The sequence below is a fragment of the Rhizobium sp. WYCCWR10014 genome (assembly GCF_001657485.1).
Lineage (GTDB): Bacteria > Pseudomonadota > Alphaproteobacteria > Rhizobiales > Rhizobiaceae > Rhizobium.
Map to the genome: position 1 here is coordinate 98,612 of NZ_LXFU01000041.1, position 16,113 is coordinate 114,724.

The window sequence follows — 16,113 nt, forward strand, 5'->3', positions numbered from 1 at the left end:
CATTGCGATACCGGGGCTGATACCGGCGCGATCCTGATGTCGCCGAGCGGCGTCCTGACCTAAATGGCAATCTGCTCGCCGAGTTCGACGACACGGTTGGACGGCAGGTTGAAATAGTCGGAGGGATCGATCGCCAAGCCCTCCAGCGCCATGAATATGCGCTCCTGCCAGGCGGGCAACCCGGTGTTCGGCGTCCTGACGAGGTTCCGGCGGCCGAGATAGAAGGAGGTCCTCATGATCTCGAACTTGAATCCGCCCTCCCGGCAGAGAGCTAATGCCCTTGTGACATCGGGGTCGTCCATGAAGCCAAAGGTGATGTCGAGGCGCACGAAACGCGGCGAGAGCTGGCTGATCTTGATACGGCGGCTGTCGGGGACATAAGGTTCGTCCTCGGTCCAGACGGTCAGGATGACGTTCTGTTCGTGGAGCACGTGGTTGTGCTTGAGATTGTGGAGCAGGACATTCGGCGTGCGATCCGGGACGCTGGTCAGGAAGACTGCCGTTCCCGGAACAGTGACCGGCGAATGGTCCGACTTTCGCTCGATCGACCTGATGAATGAATCGAGCGGGATTTCGTTGTTGGCGCGCAGTCTCTTCAGATAGGCTTGGCCTCGGGTCCACGTCCACATCAGGATCATGATCGCCAGCGCAAGGGCGACCGGAACCCAGCCGCCATCGTGGATTTTCAAGAGGTTGGCCGCCAGGAACAGGACTTCGATGATGAAGAGCGGTAGCAGCAGGACGGCGGCGAGCACGAGGGAGTAGCCCCAGACGGCTCGGAGAAACTGGAAGACCAGCATGGTCGAGATGACCATGGTTCCAGTCACCGAGATGCCATAGGCCGTCGCCAGAGACTCGGAGTCGCCAAAGGAAAAGATTAGCATCAAGACGCCGACCAGCAGGAGAAGATTGACGCTCGGCACGTAGATCTGGCCGGTGTTGGTTTCCGACGTGAACTTGATCCGCAGTCTTGGCAGGAAGCCGAGGTGAACCGCCGAGCGGGCCAGCGAAAATGCACCTGTTATCACCGCCTGGCTGGCGATGATCGTTGCCATCGTCGCCAGAATAACCACCGGCAGCAAAGCCCAGTCGGGATACATCAGAAAGAACGGATTGGTAGCCGTTTCGGGATGGCTAAGAACCAGCGCGCCTTGGCCGAGATAATTCAAGAGCAATGCCGGAAAGACGAGCACGAACCATGCTATCTGGATCGGCCGGCGCCCAAAATGCCCGAGATCGGCATAGAGCGCTTCGGCGCCCGTGACCGTCAGAAAGACGGCGCCGAGCACGATGAGGCCGACGCTGCCGGCATGGGTGAGGAACAGGAATGCATTGATCGGATTGAGCGCTTCCAGAATCCTCCAGTCGTCGCCGATATGGATCAGCCCGCCCGCCGCCATGGCCAGAAACCACAACACCGTGATCGGCCCGAAAAAGATCGAGACGGCGGCGGTTCCCTTCGACTGGACTGCAAAGAGAACGATCATAATCGCAGCTGAGGCAAGCGGGACGTATTCGGCAAAGGCCGGCGTGACCAGTTTCAGGCCTTCCAGCGCCGACATGACCGACAAAGCAGGCGTGATCATCGCATCGCCGATGAAGAGGGCGGCGCCGATCAGGCCGGCGAAGAAGAGCACCGGCACGTTTCGCCCCATCTTCTTCATAAGGAGGGCGAGAAGCGAAAGCGTGCCGCCTTCGCCGTCATTGTCCGCCCTGAGAAGGAAGAGCACATATTTGAAGGTCACGATGATCGTCAGCGTCCAGACCATCAGCGAAATGAGACCGATGACCTCGGCTTCATGTACGCCATCGGCGGCAAAGGGCCTCAGCGCCTCGCGAAGGGCATAGAGCGGGCTGGTGCCGATATCGCCATAGACGACGCCGACCGCGCCGATGACCAATCCGACAAAGCCCTTTCGGCCGGCGCCATCCTCCGTCTTATCCATATGCGTCGACGTCATGGTTCCCCGCTCATGCCATTTGCCTATGAGCACAAACATATGCCGCATTGCGGAAGGGCAAGCAAATTGATGCGGGTGCTAATTTTTTGTGAGGGGTGGAGGCGGCGGTGTGCGGGTGAACGGTGGCAGTGTGAGCGACGAGGCGATGCGGCTTGGCGACTCGACGTTCAGGACGGGGTGATCCGGCTGTCGGTCGGCAAGAAGCGACACGTCCTGCTTCAGCCGGTTTAGCGTTGTGTATTCAATTCGGGGAGCGGGGCAAACTCCAAACACCTTGTCGCGCTCCCCGCGATGCTCCAGAACAGGATGATTTTAGGCCTGTTCGGCCTAAAATCTGAATCCTGTTCTAAGTTAAATAGTGAGAGCATGATGTCGTCCGAAAACCGCTCACACTTTTCGGCATCATGCTCGAGGTCAATCAGCGAACAGGCGTGCAGCTCCCAACATCATTAGGCTTGACGCGGCCAGATTGAAGATCGCTCCATTGCAGTATCGACGGATCAGGGCCGCCGATCGTTGCCTCGAACGTGGCACGGTCCACCTTGATGAGCCGTCCTGACGACGTGATGCCCACCATCTCCTTTTTGCCGACATAAGCCAGGCTGGCATTCAGCCGGCAGAAGAACCGCTTATTGTTGTTCGAGACGACCCAGCCGTAGCCGCCGGCCTTGCCCTTGGTGAGTTTGGCGACGGCATAACCCTGCTTTTCAAGCTTCGAAAAAGATTCCGCCTGCGCAATGCCCGGCATAAACGCAAAACCGATCACCGCGCCGACGACCAGTCCGACAAAGCGCTTCCAGCCGGCGCGTGCACCCGTATTGTTTATATGCGTCGACGCCATAGTTCCCCTCGTGCCACTTGCCTATGGCACAAACATGCCGATCGCAGAATGGCAAGTAAATTGAGGCGAGTGCGAATTTTTGCGAGGAAGGGAAGGTGGATGTGGACGGAGCAACTGCCCGTCACAGAAATACCAGCGGCCGCCAACCATGCGTGAAATCAGCGGCGGCTGCATGATGCTGACAGGGGCTGTCAGCAAGGGTGGTTGATGGTCCTGAAAGCGCGGCTTTTTGAGCCCGCGCCATTTCGTCGGAAAGTCCGGCTATCCGCGGGATCGCTCTGCTACGATCCCGCCCCAATCGGAGCAGAGTGTCGAGATGAAGCCGCACCACCGCATTTTTTTCATTCAGTTTGCCGTGGCGCTTTCCTTAGGCGCGTTTGTTTCGCGCCTGCCTGACCTTCAGCTCAAGTTTAGCCTGACGGAAGGCGAGCTTGGCCTTCTACTCGCCGTCCTGTCCTCCGGGGTTCTCTGCGGGTTGACGTTCTCGGTGAGGTTCATCGAGAGGCTCGGTGCGCGCACCACCGCCTTCGTCACCGTCTTCGGTGCGTCGCTGTTTTTCGCGTTGATCCCCTGGATGCCCTCAGCTCTCTTGGCGGTGCCGTTGTTCTTCATTGCCGGCGTTTTCACCGGAGCATTCGAGATCAACGCCAATATCGAAACCGATCGCCATGAGGCGCTGCTTGGGTACCGCATCATGAGCCGGGCTCACGGCATGTGGAGCCTCGGCTTCTGCATCACCGCCCTTGTTGCCGCCGGCATGCGGCAGGCTGCCGTCTCCATCGAACTGCATAGCTTCATCGTCCTGGTGACGGTCTTGATTGCCGGGTCGATCGTTTTCTCCGGGATCGAGAATGCGCCCCGGCGGCAGGACGCTCACCCCGGAGATACGCCGATCATCGCTTTTCCGACGATCGGACTGCTCCCCCTTTGCCTTGTCGCCGCAGCTCCGCTGCTTGCCGAAGGCGCAAGCGTCGATTGGTCGGCGATCTATATGCGCGACGTATTCGCGGTCGAACCCTTTGTCGGCGGGCTCAGCGTGACCATTTTCTCCTCGTTCATCGCCATGGGGCGGCTCGGCATGGACCCTGTCATCGACCGCTTCAATCCGCGCCCGGTTGCAATCACTCTCCTTGGGATCGCGGCCACCGGTGTTGTCATGGTTGCGACGGCGACACACCCTGCTATTGCGCTCGCAGGCTTTGGCCTGACAGGTATCGGCTGCTCTTCAGTCTATCCGCTTGCCATATCGGCTGCGGCCCGACGCACGGATCGACCCGCACCCGTCAACGTTGCAGCGCTTGGGCAGACGACGTTCCTTGTGTTTTTCGCGGGGCCGCCACTGCTCGGTTTCGCTGCCGAACACTTCGGCATCCGCTTTTCGTACTGGGCGGTCGTCCCTGTTCTCGCCGCAGCGCTGCTGGTCACCAGGGCACTTGCCGCTGTTCCTTCCCCGGGCGCAGGCCAACCCGAACCGGCGCAACCACACGGTTGAGACGCCACGCCGGCCTCCGCTGTCGTAAGCTCGTTCACGTCCGCAACCGGAGGGTCAACCTCCGGCTTTCGCTGATGAATCGGGCGATCGCAATGTATTTCCTATTGCGTCGAAGTATTATGAGCGGCCATGGGAAATATAGCTCGTATAGGTGAGGAGCTAATTCCGCATGGTTTTGCTGCTCAAGCATTGCGGACACAGTCCATCTCGTTTGAGCGGACTTGGTTGGGATGGCGAAACGCCAGCCTTTCAGCCTAACAAAACATAGGTTTTACGGGGTTTGCGATGATCGTGTCCGGCCGCAAGGGAGGCTCGCTTACGGAGTTTCGCGCCTCGCTTCGGACAAATTTCCGCCGCCAAAATGCCAGTATTAGTTGTTTCTAAATCACGCCATAATTCGCATCTACGTTGCCGCGCCTGTTTTATTCTTCGCCACATTTCGGAATTTCAACATTATACAAGCAATGGTGGGTAACTATGAAGGTTATTCTCGTCATCGTCCTCACGGCGCTTGCCGTGCCCTGTGAGGCGGACATGCTCGGCACGGCGTCCAAATACAAGAGCATGCACGAACGCTCCATCTCCTTCCTCAGCATCAATCCGCGCAGGGTATCGTGGTGCGGGGCGTTTCTGGCCTTTGTCGCCAAGCGATCTTCGCGGCAACCGCCGCCCAACCCCAACATGGCGGCGTCTTGGAGGAAGTTCGGCAAGCCGGTCGGTGTCCGCTCCGCCAGGCGAGGGGATGTCGTGGTGATCCGCACCGGCCGGCGCTTTCATGTGAGCCTGTTCGATCACATCGACCAGCGCCGGCAATACGTCTACCTGTTCGGCGGCAACCAATCCAACCGGGTCCAGCTGTCGCGCTATCGCGCCAGCTCGGTAGTCGCCGTGCGACGATGATGTTGGGTAAGAACCCGGGTGAGAACTCACCCTCCTCCAAACCTCGGTGGCAGCGGGAAAACAGGCCTTACGTCTTGCGCGCCCTGATGTGGAGGAAGATCGGCGCGATGCGGGTGTCGGCGACCATTGGCTCGGCGAGCGCCACCTCGACTGACGCCATGGGCTCGCCGAAAGCTTCGATCGTCAGCCCCGCTTCGACGATCATCGACACCCAGGTCGACAGCGTCCGGTGAAAACGCGGAATGGCGAACGGCGTCAGCGTCGCCCGTTCTTCCTTGGGGATGGAGGAAAAGATCCAGCGCTCGACCCGGCCGTCGCTCTCGTCGAAATAATCGGCGATCTCAACGGCGACCGGCTCGCCGGCCTCATTGCGGATATTGCGGCGCGTCGGCGGCACAAAACAGGGGTGCAGGATCGAAAACTGCAGGAAGCCGCCCGGCTTCAGGACCCGGTGGATGCCCTTCAGCACCTCACGCTGGTCGGCCATGTCCATCATCGACATGAAGGCGGTGCTGAAATCGAAACTCGCTTCGGGGAAATCGATGCCCTGACCGTCGCCGAGCACGTAGTCGATGCCGAGCGGCGCTTGCGCCTCGGTCTCGCGGGCATAGCGAATAAAGGTCGGGGCGATGTCGAGGCCGATCATGCGGGCGCCGAGGCGGGCGACGGCGCGGGTGTTGGAACCTTCGCCGCAGCCGAGATCGAGCCCGGCAAGGCCCGCCACCGCAGGCAACATCTTCAGAAAGGCCGGCGTGTTCAGCGCGTCGCGATATTTGTCGTAACCGGCGCGACTATAGATCGTCCAGGTCTCGGCATTGCTCTCCCAATGGGCGGCGACATCATTGGCGTTCATGGCTTTCCTCCTTGCTCGATCAGGATGGGCGGGGAGCTATAGGCGGTGCGGGTGACAATGGGAAGACGGGCGGTCCACTGTAAGCGGTTCACGCCTATGGATCATGCCCAGGTTTGCATGCACTATCATGCGATCGAGAGGATAGGGGGCTGCTGTGTCCGACGAAGTGATCATCCGCGAGCTGGTCGGTCCCGATCAGACGATGACAATTTTCCCGTTGTACAGCCAGGTTAGTCGCCTGAGTGAGGCCGTGGTTTGCCAACGACTTTCAGCCATGTTTGCACAGAGCAATTATCGCTGCATAGCAGCATATATCGATGAACGGATGGTGGGTGCGTCGGGTTTCTGGACCGGCGCTCAGTTATGGTGCGGCAAGTATGTCGAGGCGGACAACGTGGTGGTAGACAGCGCCCTGCGCAGTCAGGGCATCGGCGGCAAGATGATGGCGTGGATCGAGGCGGAGGCGGAGCGGATTGAATGCGCAGCGATCCGCACCGCCATGGTGCTGGGCAGGGAGCGTACGCACCAGTTCTACGCGAGAAACGGCTACTTCGACGACGGCCTGTTGATGGTGAAAGCCCTAAGTCGCGGTGCGGCCGAGTTTCCGGAATATGTCTCTCAACAAGTTTGACCGGTCCCGCAGCCTGGCCGCAAGTGCCACCACTGGCGCAAAGCGGGACGGACGGAAGAATTGCCCGGCTTGTACGGGCGGCGATTTTTCGGTCGCATGACCAGGCTTAGAGATGCCCGGGCACCTTTGCCTTCAGCAGCTGCACGAGCGCGGGGTCCATGAAATCGTAGTCATCAGGAATATCAAGGCAGATCAGCCGCTTGCCTTTGAGAGCTGACCGGTATTTGCCCTGAAGTTTCGCACGGTGAGCCTTCTCCATGACGAAGACGATATCGGCCCATTCGATCAGCTCGTTCGATAGTGGGTTTTCGGCATCGTTGTTCGTGCCGGCCGAGGAGACCTCGATCTCCGGCCAGTTTGCAAAGACCTGTTCGGCCGTCGGGCTCCGAAGCTTGTTCTGACTACAGACGAACAAGACGTTTTTCACGTTTCGATCTCTCTTCAAGTGAACAGAGCCGGCGATAGCACAATTCCGTGCCCGGGCGAACCAAGGGAGTAGTTGCGTCAGCCGCCGCTCACACTCTTGAACGCGGCGATGATGCTTTGGGCGGCGAGTTTGGCCTCATCTGACGTCGTCTGGAAGTTGGTGACGGAGAGGCGCAGGACGTCGCGGCCGCGCCATTTGGCGCCACCGGCGAAGATCATGCCCTCCGCCTGGATCTTTTCGATCGTCTTACGCGTCAGCGCGTCGCCTTCTTCGGAGGGCAGGTCGGCTCCGAAGCGGATGATGAGCTGGTTCAGCGTCACCTCGTTCAGAATGGCGATGCGAGGCTCGCGTGCGAGCAGGTCGGCGATCAGCCGCGCTGAGGCGCAGCACTGGTCGATCAAGGCGGCGATGCCGTCGCGGCCGAGATGTTTCAGCATCGCCCAAGTGGCAAAGCCGCGCGCCCTTCTCGAAAGCTCGGGCACGTAATGGGAGGGATCGCGTTCGCCTTCGCCGGCGAGCGGCAGGTAGCTCGCCGCGATCGTCATGGCGCGGCGATGGGCGAGTTCGTCGCGGACGATGGCATAGCCGCAATCATAGGGCGTCTGCAGCCATTTGTGGCCGTCGGTCGCCCAGCTGTCGGCCGCTTCGATGCCTCGGCTGAGGTGGCTGGTCTTCACTGATGCCTGCGCCCAGAGGCCAAAGGCGCCGTCGACATGCACCCAGGCGCCTTTCGCCTTCAACAGCGGGATGATGACGGCGAAATCGTCGAAGGCGCCGGTATTGATCTGCCCCGCCTGGAGAATGGCGATGACGGGACCGGAGACGGTATCGAGCGTGTCAGCCAACGCGACCGGGTCTATCCGGCCCACGGCGTCGGTGCGCACGCGCAGCACGCGATCGTGGCCGAGACCTAGGAATTGCAGCGCGGAGAATACCGTCGTGTGGGCATCGTCGCCGATCAGCACGGTAATCTCAGGCGCCCCGAACAGGCCGTTGGCATCGGCATCCCAGCCCACCTGGCGCAGCACCTCGCCGCGGGCGGCGGCAAGGCAGGTAAAGTTCGCCACCGTCGCGCCGGTGACGAAGCCGACCGAGCTTTCGGCCGGCAGCTGCAGGAGATCGAGGAGCCATCTCGCCGCGACGGTCTCGACGGCGGACGCGGCCGGGGCAACGGCATGGTTTCCGGCATTCTGGCCCCAGGCGCTGGTGAGGAAATCGGCCGCGACGCCGACCGGATGGGAGCCGCCGATGACCCAGCCGAAGAAGCGCGGCCCAGTGGTTGCATGCAGCCCGGGTTCGGCGCCGTCCGATAGACGCCTGATGACATCAAGCATATCGGAACCGGCCGCCGGCAGCGGCTCTTCGAAACAGGCAAGCGAGGCCGCGTAGTCGTGGGTGGGCATATGGCGGGCGGGCGCTGCCTGCCGGAATCTTGCCGCAAGGCGGGCGGCTTCCTGAAACAAAGATGCAATCGCCGTCATGCGGATCCCCCTGCCGCCACCGATCCTGGAGGGGCGCACCCTCGAAAGCAGGCTGCGGGCACACGCAATCTAGCCCATATCGCCGAGGCTGTCTTCGCCTGGCAGATCTCGGATCTGGGTTCCGGGGCCTTCCTTGGGCTTGCCGAGACCTCAAGACAAATTGAGCATCGGGGAGGAGCTTCCTAAATATCTACAATAACTACCTTATCCCGTTCTGTGCATTTTTGAAATTTCGCGGCTCTTGTTGAAAATGATTGCCTTCGCTTCAAGTATCGTTCAATGATGCGGAAATATCATTTGCACCATTGTCAAGTTGGTGCTGCCAATCAGCGAGGGATATGCACTGAAATATTTCCTTCTCTACGCGCTAACGTGCACGTTGGTCGGGATAGTTCTTCTCTTCATTATCCGTGAAGTTGTACCATTCACGATCGACAAGCCAACCGATCAATCGGTGGCCGACTCAACTGATGAGCCAGTTGCCGGGCCAACCGAGCAATCAGCGGCCCGACCAACCGGTGAGCCGTTGAACGCGGCAACCGGCAAGCCGGTACCGGGGGCAACCGGCAAGCCGGTGCCCGGGCCAACAACCGATCAATCCGCCGTCCAGCCTGCCGATCCCTTGGTCGTCCGATCCACCGGCCAGCCGGTCGATGGGCCAGCCCGTGAACCGGGGGTCGGGCAAACCGGCGAACCGGCTGCGAGGCCTGCCGATCAATCGGTGGTCGGTCCAACCGGCGAACCGGTCGTGCGGAAGGGCGGCCGGCTGGGGAGCCCAGCGCAGTGATCGGCGTCTGAGGTGACGGATTTCCGTTCGATTTCGTAACTTCGTGCATATGCTGAACTACGAAGCTTCCTGACACCGGTTGCATCGGCTGGGGCCATCTGTATTGACAGTACCTCTCATCTCGCAGGAGGTTCCGATGGATGGACGTGGCACGACGATCAGGCATGTCAGGGCAGACGAAGTGGAGGCTTTCCGGCGCATCCGTCTGGAGGCGCTTCGCACCGAACCGTCCCTCTTTGCAAGCCGCTACGAAGACTGGGAGGGTCTTTCTCTCGAGGAGTGGCGCAATCGTCTGAACGAGCCGGTTTTCATCGCCTTTCAGGATGGCGAACCCGTTGGCATAACCGGCCTAGTTCGGCAGCGGTCGAGCAAGATGGCCCATCGCGCGACGATCATCATGGTTTACGTCAGAAGGAGCCTGCGGGGAACGGGCCTTGCCGGCAAGCTGCTCGGCGCGGCGGCCGATCACGCGCGCGATATCGGCATCCTGCAACTGGAACTCTTCGTCAGCGCGGAGAACCCGGCGGCAATACGATTCTATCAGCGGGAAGGCTTCTCCGAGATCGGCAGGATTCCCGGCGGGGTTCTGGAGGAGGGCAGGGAGATCGACGACGTCATGATGGCTCGCCGTCTGGTCGGTTAGGTCTCACGCGGATGTTTCAGCGCATGTCGACTTGCCTGATCTATTGACCTCAAGTGGGGTTGGGGTTGCAGGATGCCGGCATGGGCTGGAGGTTTGGCCGTGACGAAAATTCTGAAAGACGAGGATCTTGTCGGCAGCGCGTTGATGGCGGTCGCGATCGATGCGCTCGAGAGCGCTTTTCTCGCTAGGGCCGGCAATCGACTGATCTCTCCGCCCCGGCATCATGTCTCGTTTCCCGATCGGGGCGATCTCGTCTTCACCGTCGGTGGCATCCTTGGCGAGAAACCGCTCGCGGGCTTTCGGGTCTATGAAACATTCGACGGGGTGGAGCATTCGCAGATCGTCGCTGTGTGGTCGGCCGACGACGCCAGGCTCAAAGGCATCGTTGTTGGAGAGCGCCTCGGTAACCTTAGAACCGGTGCGATCGGAGGTCTCGCCATCCGCCACCTCAGCGCGCCGGATGCCAGGACCGTCGGGATCCTCGGTAGCGGCGCCCAAGCGCGAACCCAGCTTGCCGCGGCCGCCGCCGTTCGAAAGCTGGACCGCGCTCGTGTCTATAGCCGCGACGCGAAAAATCGCGCCGCCTTTGCAGTTGAGATGCAGCACGCCTTGGATATTGAGGTGGAGCCTGCCGGCAGCGCCTCTGAAGCCGTCGATGGTGTCGACATCGTCATCTGCGCGACGACGAGCCGAACGCCCGTCATTCATGCCAGGGATTTGAAACCCGGCGTGCACCTCAACACCGTCGGCCCGAAAACACAGGAGGGATACGAACTCGGCCTGGATATCGCCGATGCCGCAGCCGTGATCGCGACGGACTCTCCCGAACAGACGCGCGCCTATGCTTCGCCCTTTTTCCTCGCCGGCTCCGGCAATGAGCATCGCATGGCCGACCTTGCCGATATCATTGCCGGGAAAGCGGCCGGTCGGGGATCGCCGGAGGATACGACGCTGTTTTGCTCCGTCGGGCTGGCCGGAACCGAAGTCGTCGTCGCCTCGGCAATCCTTGATAGCTTATAAGCCCGTTTTTCTCAGGCCATCCCGAGAACATCTCCCATTGTGTATTCGCCGGGTGCGCGCCCTGGGACCCAGCGGGCGGCGGCAAGTGCGCCGCGGGCGAACATGCCACGATCGAGAGCCGAATGCGAGAGCGTCACAACTTCCTCGGCGGCGGCAAACAGGACGCTGTGTTCTCCAACGATCCCGCCGGCGCGCAACACGGCAAAGCCGATTTCGCCGGGCGGCCGCTCACCAGTGATGCCGTCACGCCCGCGCCGCTCGACGGATGCGAGTGAAACCCCGCGGCCCTCGGCGGCGGCTTCGCCGAGCATCAGTGCCGTACCGGACGGCGCGTCGATCTTCCTGTTGTGATGGGCTTCGAGGATCTCGATATCCCAGCCATGCGCGGGAAGGGCGCGGGCCGCCTGGGCGACGAGGCTGACCAGCATGTTGACGCCGATGGAGAAATTGCCGGAGCGCAGAATCGGAATCGCGCGGGCGGCCTTTGCGATCCGTTCGAGCTCATCCGGCTCGAAACCCGTCGCGCCGATGACCAGGGCCGGTCCGCCGGCTGACGCGCACAAACCGGCAAGTTCGGCGGCCGCACGTCCCGTCGTGAAATCCAGGATCACGTCGGCCGCTCCGATCGCGGTCGACCGGTCGATCAGTCCGGCGCCGATGGCGCCCTCACGGCCGATGCCGCCGACGAACGCAAAATCCGGATCGGCCGCCAGCAGCGGCAGGATGGTGCGCCCCATGTGGCCATTCGCGCCGGCGACGGCTATTTTGATTGGTGAGGTCACGGACTTTCCTTGGCTCGCGATATTTCCGACGGACGGCTGTTTGCATCGGCATTAGGCCGGCGAACGGGATCTGCAACTACCGCACTTGCGCTTCCGGCGCAAAGCAGGGACCTCCTCTGCTCGTCTGGCGCTTACCAGTTGCCGGGGTCGGCGGTGTGGTCGATACTGGCGAATTCGTCGGCCTTTTGCCGGTCCAGCTTCACCTCCGTGGCAGCCTTCGTTTCGTCGACGACCGAGTAGTGGTCGGGGATCGGTCCCCTTGATAGTTCCTGATACAGGAGCAAGGCGGCCTCCTCGGCGGTGTCGGCCTCGATCTCCCGACTGATTGATACGGTGAACTTGTGCATGGCTTCGGCCCTCTCGATCGGTGCGGCGGCGCGCGCAGTTTGCACAGTCTGACACGAGTTTTGTGTCGATGACACTAAAACTGCTCGCTTAGAATTTGATTCATGCGATGGCTTCAGGTCTTTGTTTTTATGAATGTCATGGTGCCAAGCCGCCGGACAATTTTGGGCGAACTGAGAGGATAGATCATGCGCCTGAACCAGGTAACCTTTACGATGCCTGACCTTGATGCGGGCTGGAACTTCTACTGCACCCTCGGTCTCAAGCCCGTCGTCGACGCCCGTCCCCGGTATGCGCGCTTTGTCTGCCCGAACGGAGACAGCACCTTCTCCTTGCATCAGGGCGAAAGTGGGGGTGGCGGAACGACGGTGTATTTCGAGTGCGAGAAGCTGGACGAGACGGTCGGCAGTCTCAGCGAGGCCGGTCTTCGTTTCGTCACCGGACCGGAGGACAAGAGTTGGCTCTGGCGCGAAGCCGAGCTGTTCGACCCCGGCGGCAATCGCATCATCCTTTATTTCGCCGGATCGAACCGCACTGATCCGCCGTGGCGAGTGGATAAGGTGGCCTCCCCGAAGTAGGCCGCCTCGGCGCCTGCCGATTCCGGCCATTCCCCGAATTGACGAATCGCGGTCGCCTCGGCATCTTTGCTTCGGCGTGGCCTACCGCCGAACCTCTCCAGACCTTCCCCAGCAGGGTCTTCTACCGGAGGCAAAGGGACTTTCGTCTCGGGTCGTGATCCTTGGTCCTGATGTTTCGGGCCTGTTGCTGGGGAACGATGTCCGGAACGTGAGAGGCCCTGATATGACTGAGAATGGAAATTTCAAACGGCGGGTGCGTGCGCGCGCCGCCAAGACGGGTGAATCCTACACCGCCGCCCGCATGCATGTTCTTCCCAGGTCGGCGAACGATGCACTGCCTGAGGCAAGACGCTTGCGTCTCGCCGTGGCCCAGACCACTCATGCAGACGATCCCCGCGATACCGACAAACTTCGCCAGAGCGGACAGGAGATGCGGCTGCTGATGCGGCAGGCGCGAGAGGCGGGCGCGCGGCTCATCCACTTTCCCGAGGGGACGACATCATCGCCGAATAAACGCATCATGTCGGAAATCGGGCCGAGAGAGATCGGGCCGTCCGATTGGCGGCGGTTCGAATGGGCCGTGTTGCGTGAGGAGCTGGATACAACGCGCAGGCTGGCGCGCGAACTCGGGCTCTGGACGGTCATCGGCTCGGTGCATCCGCTGACGCCGCCGCACCGGCCGCACAACAGCCTTTATGTCGTCTCCGATCGCGGCGAACTGGTGACGCGCTACGACGAGCGGCTGCTGTCCAACACCAAGATCTCCTTCATGTACACGCCGGGTTCGATCCCCATGACCTTCGAGGTCGACGGCATCCGTTTCGGCTGTGCGCTCGGCATGGAGTGCAACTTTCCTCAAATTTTCACCGAATACGAGCGGCTCGATGTCCACTGCGTGCTGTTTTCGTCCACTGGGGGGACGTCGGCCAATGATACCTCCTTCGCCGCCGAGGTGCAGGGGTATGCGGCGAGCAACAGGTACTGGGTGAGTTTCTCCATACTCGCACATCCCGGTTTAGCCGATCCGGTGTCTTCCGGGATCGTCGCTCCCGGTGGCCGGTGGGCGGTGCAATGCCCCGCGGATGGAACGGCGGCGATATCGCTCGCCGAGATCGACGACAATCCCGGCGATATTGCCCGGCGGTGGCGACGCAAAGCGGGGAGCGGCCTCTACGAGCCGCACCGCGTGGCGGGCGATCCGCGCAGCGACGCGCGGAATAGGTTTTAGAGTCGTATCGAACCTCCTTCATGCGACGCGCTTGCCCAATGATTTTCCTGTGGCTCAGGCGCGTTAAATTCTATCACCGGTGGCTCGACTCCACCGGTGCTGCAGCACCAAAAGAGCCTCATTCTGAGGGGCCCGAAAGTCGATGGCCGCAGGTCGCAAGTCGAGGCGTCAACCTCTGGCATTGAGCCGCGTTATAATCAGCAATGACGTTCGGCGGCTGGGGGCCGTCACTCAGGGAGGAACCCTGCGACAACGTCGGATATTGTTTCACCCGAACCGCTTACCAGGCTGAACTCACCGCCGCAAAGACGATAGAACCCGTCTTGGGGAACGGGCAATTCCAGCATTTCCTGCTTCGAAAGGCCAGCATATACACCACGAACCAATCTGCCAAATAGCCCGTGAGAAATCGCAACTGTCGGCCCATGTATGCCTGCGATCCAGTCCTTTGCTCGCGCACAGGCAGCATCGAAGCTCTCCCCGTCTGGAGATTTGAAATACCAATCAAAAGTGTCGGACCCGTCGAGTATTCCTGGAAACTCGTTGTCGATCTCGAATTTGGTCATGCCGTCCCAAGAGCCAACGGTCACCTCCATTAGCCGCGATTCCGGACGAGCCGTCAGCGGCAATACACGTTCGATGCGAGCTGCAGTCTCCTGCGTTCTGCCGAGAGGGCTGACGTGAAGTTGGAACGATCGCTCGCTGTCTGTAATTTCCTTCTTCAGAAGCTTCGCCATTTGTTCGGCCTGTACGATGCCGCGCTCTGTCAGCGGTGAATCTTTTTGGCCCTGGAACCGACCTAAGGTGTTCCAAATGGTCTCGCCGTGGCGAAGCAGGTAAATCACCGGTGCTGTCCTAGATGAATGCAAGAATTCGATGAACTACGAGCCGAAGCGGTGCTTGTAGCAGCTAAGTGATGCGACAGATCAATGATGACCGCAACTGATGCGATTCAGATGAGCCTGGTCTTCTGCTGTCGGTCGAAGCGGGCACTTCGACCACTTAGCAGCGTTCGGCGGTTGCCGGCGTGAAATCGCTCGTACTGGGCTGGAGAAAGACGGTTTGCCTCTTATTTCAGTGGGCAATGCGAAACGAAGAACGAAAGGACCGCGCAATGGCAAAGAACACGATCTGCGTATGGTACGACAAAGACGCTGAGGCGGCTGCCCGCTTCTATGCCGCGACTTTTCCCGACAGCGCCGTGGGTGCCGTCATTCGGGCACCGGGAGATTATCCTGACGGCAAGCAGGGAGATGTCCTGGTCGTGGAATTCACCGTTGCGGGTATTCCTTGCATCGGCCTGAACGGCGGTCCTGTGTTCAAACACAACGAAGCCTTCTCATTTCAGATCGCAACCGACGATCAGGAAGAAACCGATCGCTATTGGAACGCCATCGTCGGCAATGGCGGCCAGGAAAGCGAGTGCGGCTGGTGCAAGGACAAATGGGGTGTGTCCTGGCAGATTACGCCGCGCGTCCTCTCCGAAGCGCTCTCGGCAGGCGGTGGCCAGGCAAAGCGTGCTTTTGACGCGATGATGACCATGAGGAAGATCGACGTGGCTGCGATCGAGGCCGCCCGGCGCGGCTGAGGCAGCTTCGAGCAGAACGATCTTTTACCAGGGCTCGCATCTGGTGCGACCCGGTCTTCGCCGTCGGCTCAGAACCAGAGATCGCGCACGCAGCGCCCCTTGGATGGAAGGTCTTCAAATGTGTCCAGGCCGTCGAAATGATCGATAGGCAGATGCTGAACGAGATCCGGCGGAGCAAGCCGCATGTTGACGGCCATGCGCCTGCGGCCATCCTTTGGAAGCCGCAGGCCGCGCCAACTCAAGACACAGGCGCAGGATGGGCAGAACAAGATTTCGAGAGACGGCTCGTCCCTGTCTGCGCGGGTGTAAGAGGCGATCTCCCCGGTGAGAGCGATGCGCTCTCCTTCGTAGTCATAGGCCCACAGCGTGCCGTAGCGTCGGCAAAGCGTGCAGTTGCAGGCGGTGATCGAGCCCGGATCACCTTCGAGTGTCCAGCTTGCCTTGCCGCAATGACATGAGCCCGTCAGCATGAGCGTCGGTTCGATCCTGCTTGCTATCAAGGACGGCATCCTGCCTCAATCGCACGATGACCGCAATTGGCCGATCCAGGCGCCGG

18 protein-coding genes and 1 pseudogene are annotated in these 16,113 nt (G+C 60.8%); 10 read left to right on the top strand and 9 right to left on the bottom strand.

Translation table 11 applies throughout. From position 1 onward, the window contains the following. Positions 1–59: 59 nt before the first annotated feature. On the bottom strand, positions 60–1,961 hold the full coding sequence (locus A6U98_RS22325; RefSeq protein ID WP_064652820.1) for a potassium transporter Kup: 1,902 nt from the start codon (positions 1,959–1,961) through the stop codon (positions 60–62). Between the two features lie 100 nt (positions 1,962–2,061). On the opposite strand from A6U98_RS22325, the pseudogene A6U98_RS37750 reads away from it, so the two are divergent. After that, positions 2,062–2,192: pseudogene (locus tag A6U98_RS37750) on the top strand (tyrosine--tRNA ligase); the annotation flags it as partial. Between the two features lie 187 nt (positions 2,193–2,379). Here A6U98_RS37750 and A6U98_RS22330 read toward each other — a convergent pair. Further along, the gene (locus A6U98_RS22330; RefSeq protein WP_082933969.1) at positions 2,380–2,802 is read right to left on the bottom strand and encodes a hypothetical protein; all 423 of its coding nucleotides are present in this window, start codon (positions 2,800–2,802) and stop codon (positions 2,380–2,382) included. 316 nt (positions 2,803–3,118) lie between these two features. Between A6U98_RS22330 and A6U98_RS22335 the strand changes: the two genes are divergently transcribed. Together A6U98_RS22335 and A6U98_RS22340 are read left to right on the top strand one after the other, a co-directional pair. Further along, positions 3,119–4,294 carry an MFS transporter gene (locus A6U98_RS22335; protein ID WP_064653070.1) on the top strand — a complete coding sequence of 392 codons (1,176 nt, stop codon included), beginning with the start codon at positions 3,119–3,121 and terminating at the stop codon, positions 4,292–4,294. A gap of 477 nt (positions 4,295–4,771) precedes the next feature. Continuing rightward, positions 4,772–5,194: a TIGR02594 family protein gene (locus tag A6U98_RS22340; RefSeq protein WP_012758016.1), complete on the top strand. Its 423-nt coding sequence runs from the start codon at positions 4,772–4,774 to the stop codon at positions 5,192–5,194. 67 nt (positions 5,195–5,261) lie between these two features. On the opposite strand, the gene A6U98_RS22345 is transcribed toward A6U98_RS22340, so the two are convergent. Further along, positions 5,262–6,047: a class I SAM-dependent methyltransferase gene (locus A6U98_RS22345; RefSeq protein WP_064652822.1), complete on the bottom strand. Its 786-nt coding sequence runs from the start codon at positions 6,045–6,047 to the stop codon at positions 5,262–5,264. Between the two features lie 154 nt (positions 6,048–6,201). Between A6U98_RS22345 and A6U98_RS22350 the strand changes: the two genes are divergently transcribed. Then, positions 6,202–6,678 (top strand): GNAT family N-acetyltransferase, encoded by a 477-nt coding sequence (locus A6U98_RS22350; protein WP_064652824.1) that lies wholly within the window; start codon positions 6,202–6,204, stop codon positions 6,676–6,678. Positions 6,679–6,784: 106 nt separating this feature from the next. Here A6U98_RS22350 and A6U98_RS22355 read toward each other — a convergent pair whose 3' ends face one another. Continuing rightward, a complete protein-coding gene (locus tag A6U98_RS22355) occupies positions 6,785–7,105 on the bottom strand; it encodes a low molecular weight protein tyrosine phosphatase family protein (protein WP_064652825.1) in 321 nt (106 codons plus the stop codon). 77 nt (positions 7,106–7,182) lie between these two features. Next, positions 7,183–8,586, bottom strand: a complete 1,404-nt coding sequence (locus A6U98_RS22360) for an aspartate aminotransferase family protein (protein WP_064652827.1) — start codon at positions 8,584–8,586, stop codon at positions 7,183–7,185. A 313-nt stretch (positions 8,587–8,899) separates the two neighbouring features. Here A6U98_RS22360 and A6U98_RS22365 point away from each other — a divergent pair, with 313 nt between their 5' ends. The 3 genes from A6U98_RS22365 to A6U98_RS22375 all read left to right on the top strand — a co-directional run bounded on the left by A6U98_RS22365 (position 8,900) and on the right by A6U98_RS22375 (position 11,036). Continuing rightward, positions 8,900–9,373: a hypothetical protein gene (locus tag A6U98_RS22365; RefSeq protein WP_064652829.1), complete on the top strand. Its 474-nt coding sequence runs from the start codon at positions 8,900–8,902 to the stop codon at positions 9,371–9,373. 136 nt (positions 9,374–9,509) lie between these two features. Next, a complete protein-coding gene (locus A6U98_RS22370) occupies positions 9,510–10,016 on the top strand; it encodes a GNAT family N-acetyltransferase (protein ID WP_064652831.1) in 507 nt (168 codons plus the stop codon). A 99-nt stretch (positions 10,017–10,115) separates the two neighbouring features. Beyond that, complete coding sequence (locus tag A6U98_RS22375; protein WP_064652834.1) at positions 10,116–11,036, top strand: ornithine cyclodeaminase family protein; 921 nt, start codon at positions 10,116–10,118, stop codon at positions 11,034–11,036. An 11-nt stretch (positions 11,037–11,047) separates the two neighbouring features. Here A6U98_RS22375 and dapB read toward each other — a convergent pair whose 3' ends face one another. Beyond that, complete coding sequence (gene dapB, locus A6U98_RS22380) at positions 11,048–11,818, bottom strand: 4-hydroxy-tetrahydrodipicolinate reductase (RefSeq protein WP_064652836.1); 771 nt, start codon at positions 11,816–11,818, stop codon at positions 11,048–11,050. A gap of 131 nt (positions 11,819–11,949) precedes the next feature. Further along, positions 11,950–12,165 carry a hypothetical protein gene (locus A6U98_RS22385; RefSeq protein ID WP_064652838.1) on the bottom strand — a complete coding sequence of 72 codons (216 nt, stop codon included), beginning with the start codon at positions 12,163–12,165 and terminating at the stop codon, positions 11,950–11,952. 186 nt (positions 12,166–12,351) lie between these two features. Between A6U98_RS22385 and A6U98_RS22390 the strand changes: the two genes are divergently transcribed. Continuing rightward, positions 12,352–12,741 (top strand): VOC family protein, encoded by a 390-nt coding sequence (locus A6U98_RS22390; RefSeq protein ID WP_064652840.1) that lies wholly within the window; start codon positions 12,352–12,354, stop codon positions 12,739–12,741. A gap of 223 nt (positions 12,742–12,964) precedes the next feature. Continuing rightward, positions 12,965–13,969, top strand: coding sequence for a carbon-nitrogen hydrolase family protein (locus tag A6U98_RS22395; protein ID WP_064652842.1), 1,005 nt, complete (start codon positions 12,965–12,967; stop codon positions 13,967–13,969). Positions 13,970–14,196: 227 nt separating this feature from the next. Here the strand turns inward: A6U98_RS22395 and A6U98_RS22400 are convergent, their stop codons facing one another. Next, complete coding sequence (locus tag A6U98_RS22400; protein WP_064652844.1) at positions 14,197–14,814, bottom strand: histidine phosphatase family protein; 618 nt, start codon at positions 14,812–14,814, stop codon at positions 14,197–14,199. Between the two features lie 269 nt (positions 14,815–15,083). Between A6U98_RS22400 and A6U98_RS22405 the strand changes: the two genes are divergently transcribed. Further along, positions 15,084–15,557: a VOC family protein gene (locus A6U98_RS22405; RefSeq protein WP_064653072.1), complete on the top strand. Its 474-nt coding sequence runs from the start codon at positions 15,084–15,086 to the stop codon at positions 15,555–15,557. Between the two features lie 68 nt (positions 15,558–15,625). On the opposite strand, the gene A6U98_RS22410 is transcribed toward A6U98_RS22405, so the two are convergent. Beyond that, positions 15,626–16,027, bottom strand: a complete 402-nt coding sequence (locus tag A6U98_RS22410) for a GFA family protein (RefSeq protein ID WP_064653074.1) — start codon at positions 16,025–16,027, stop codon at positions 15,626–15,628. Positions 16,028–16,113 lie beyond the last annotated feature (86 nt).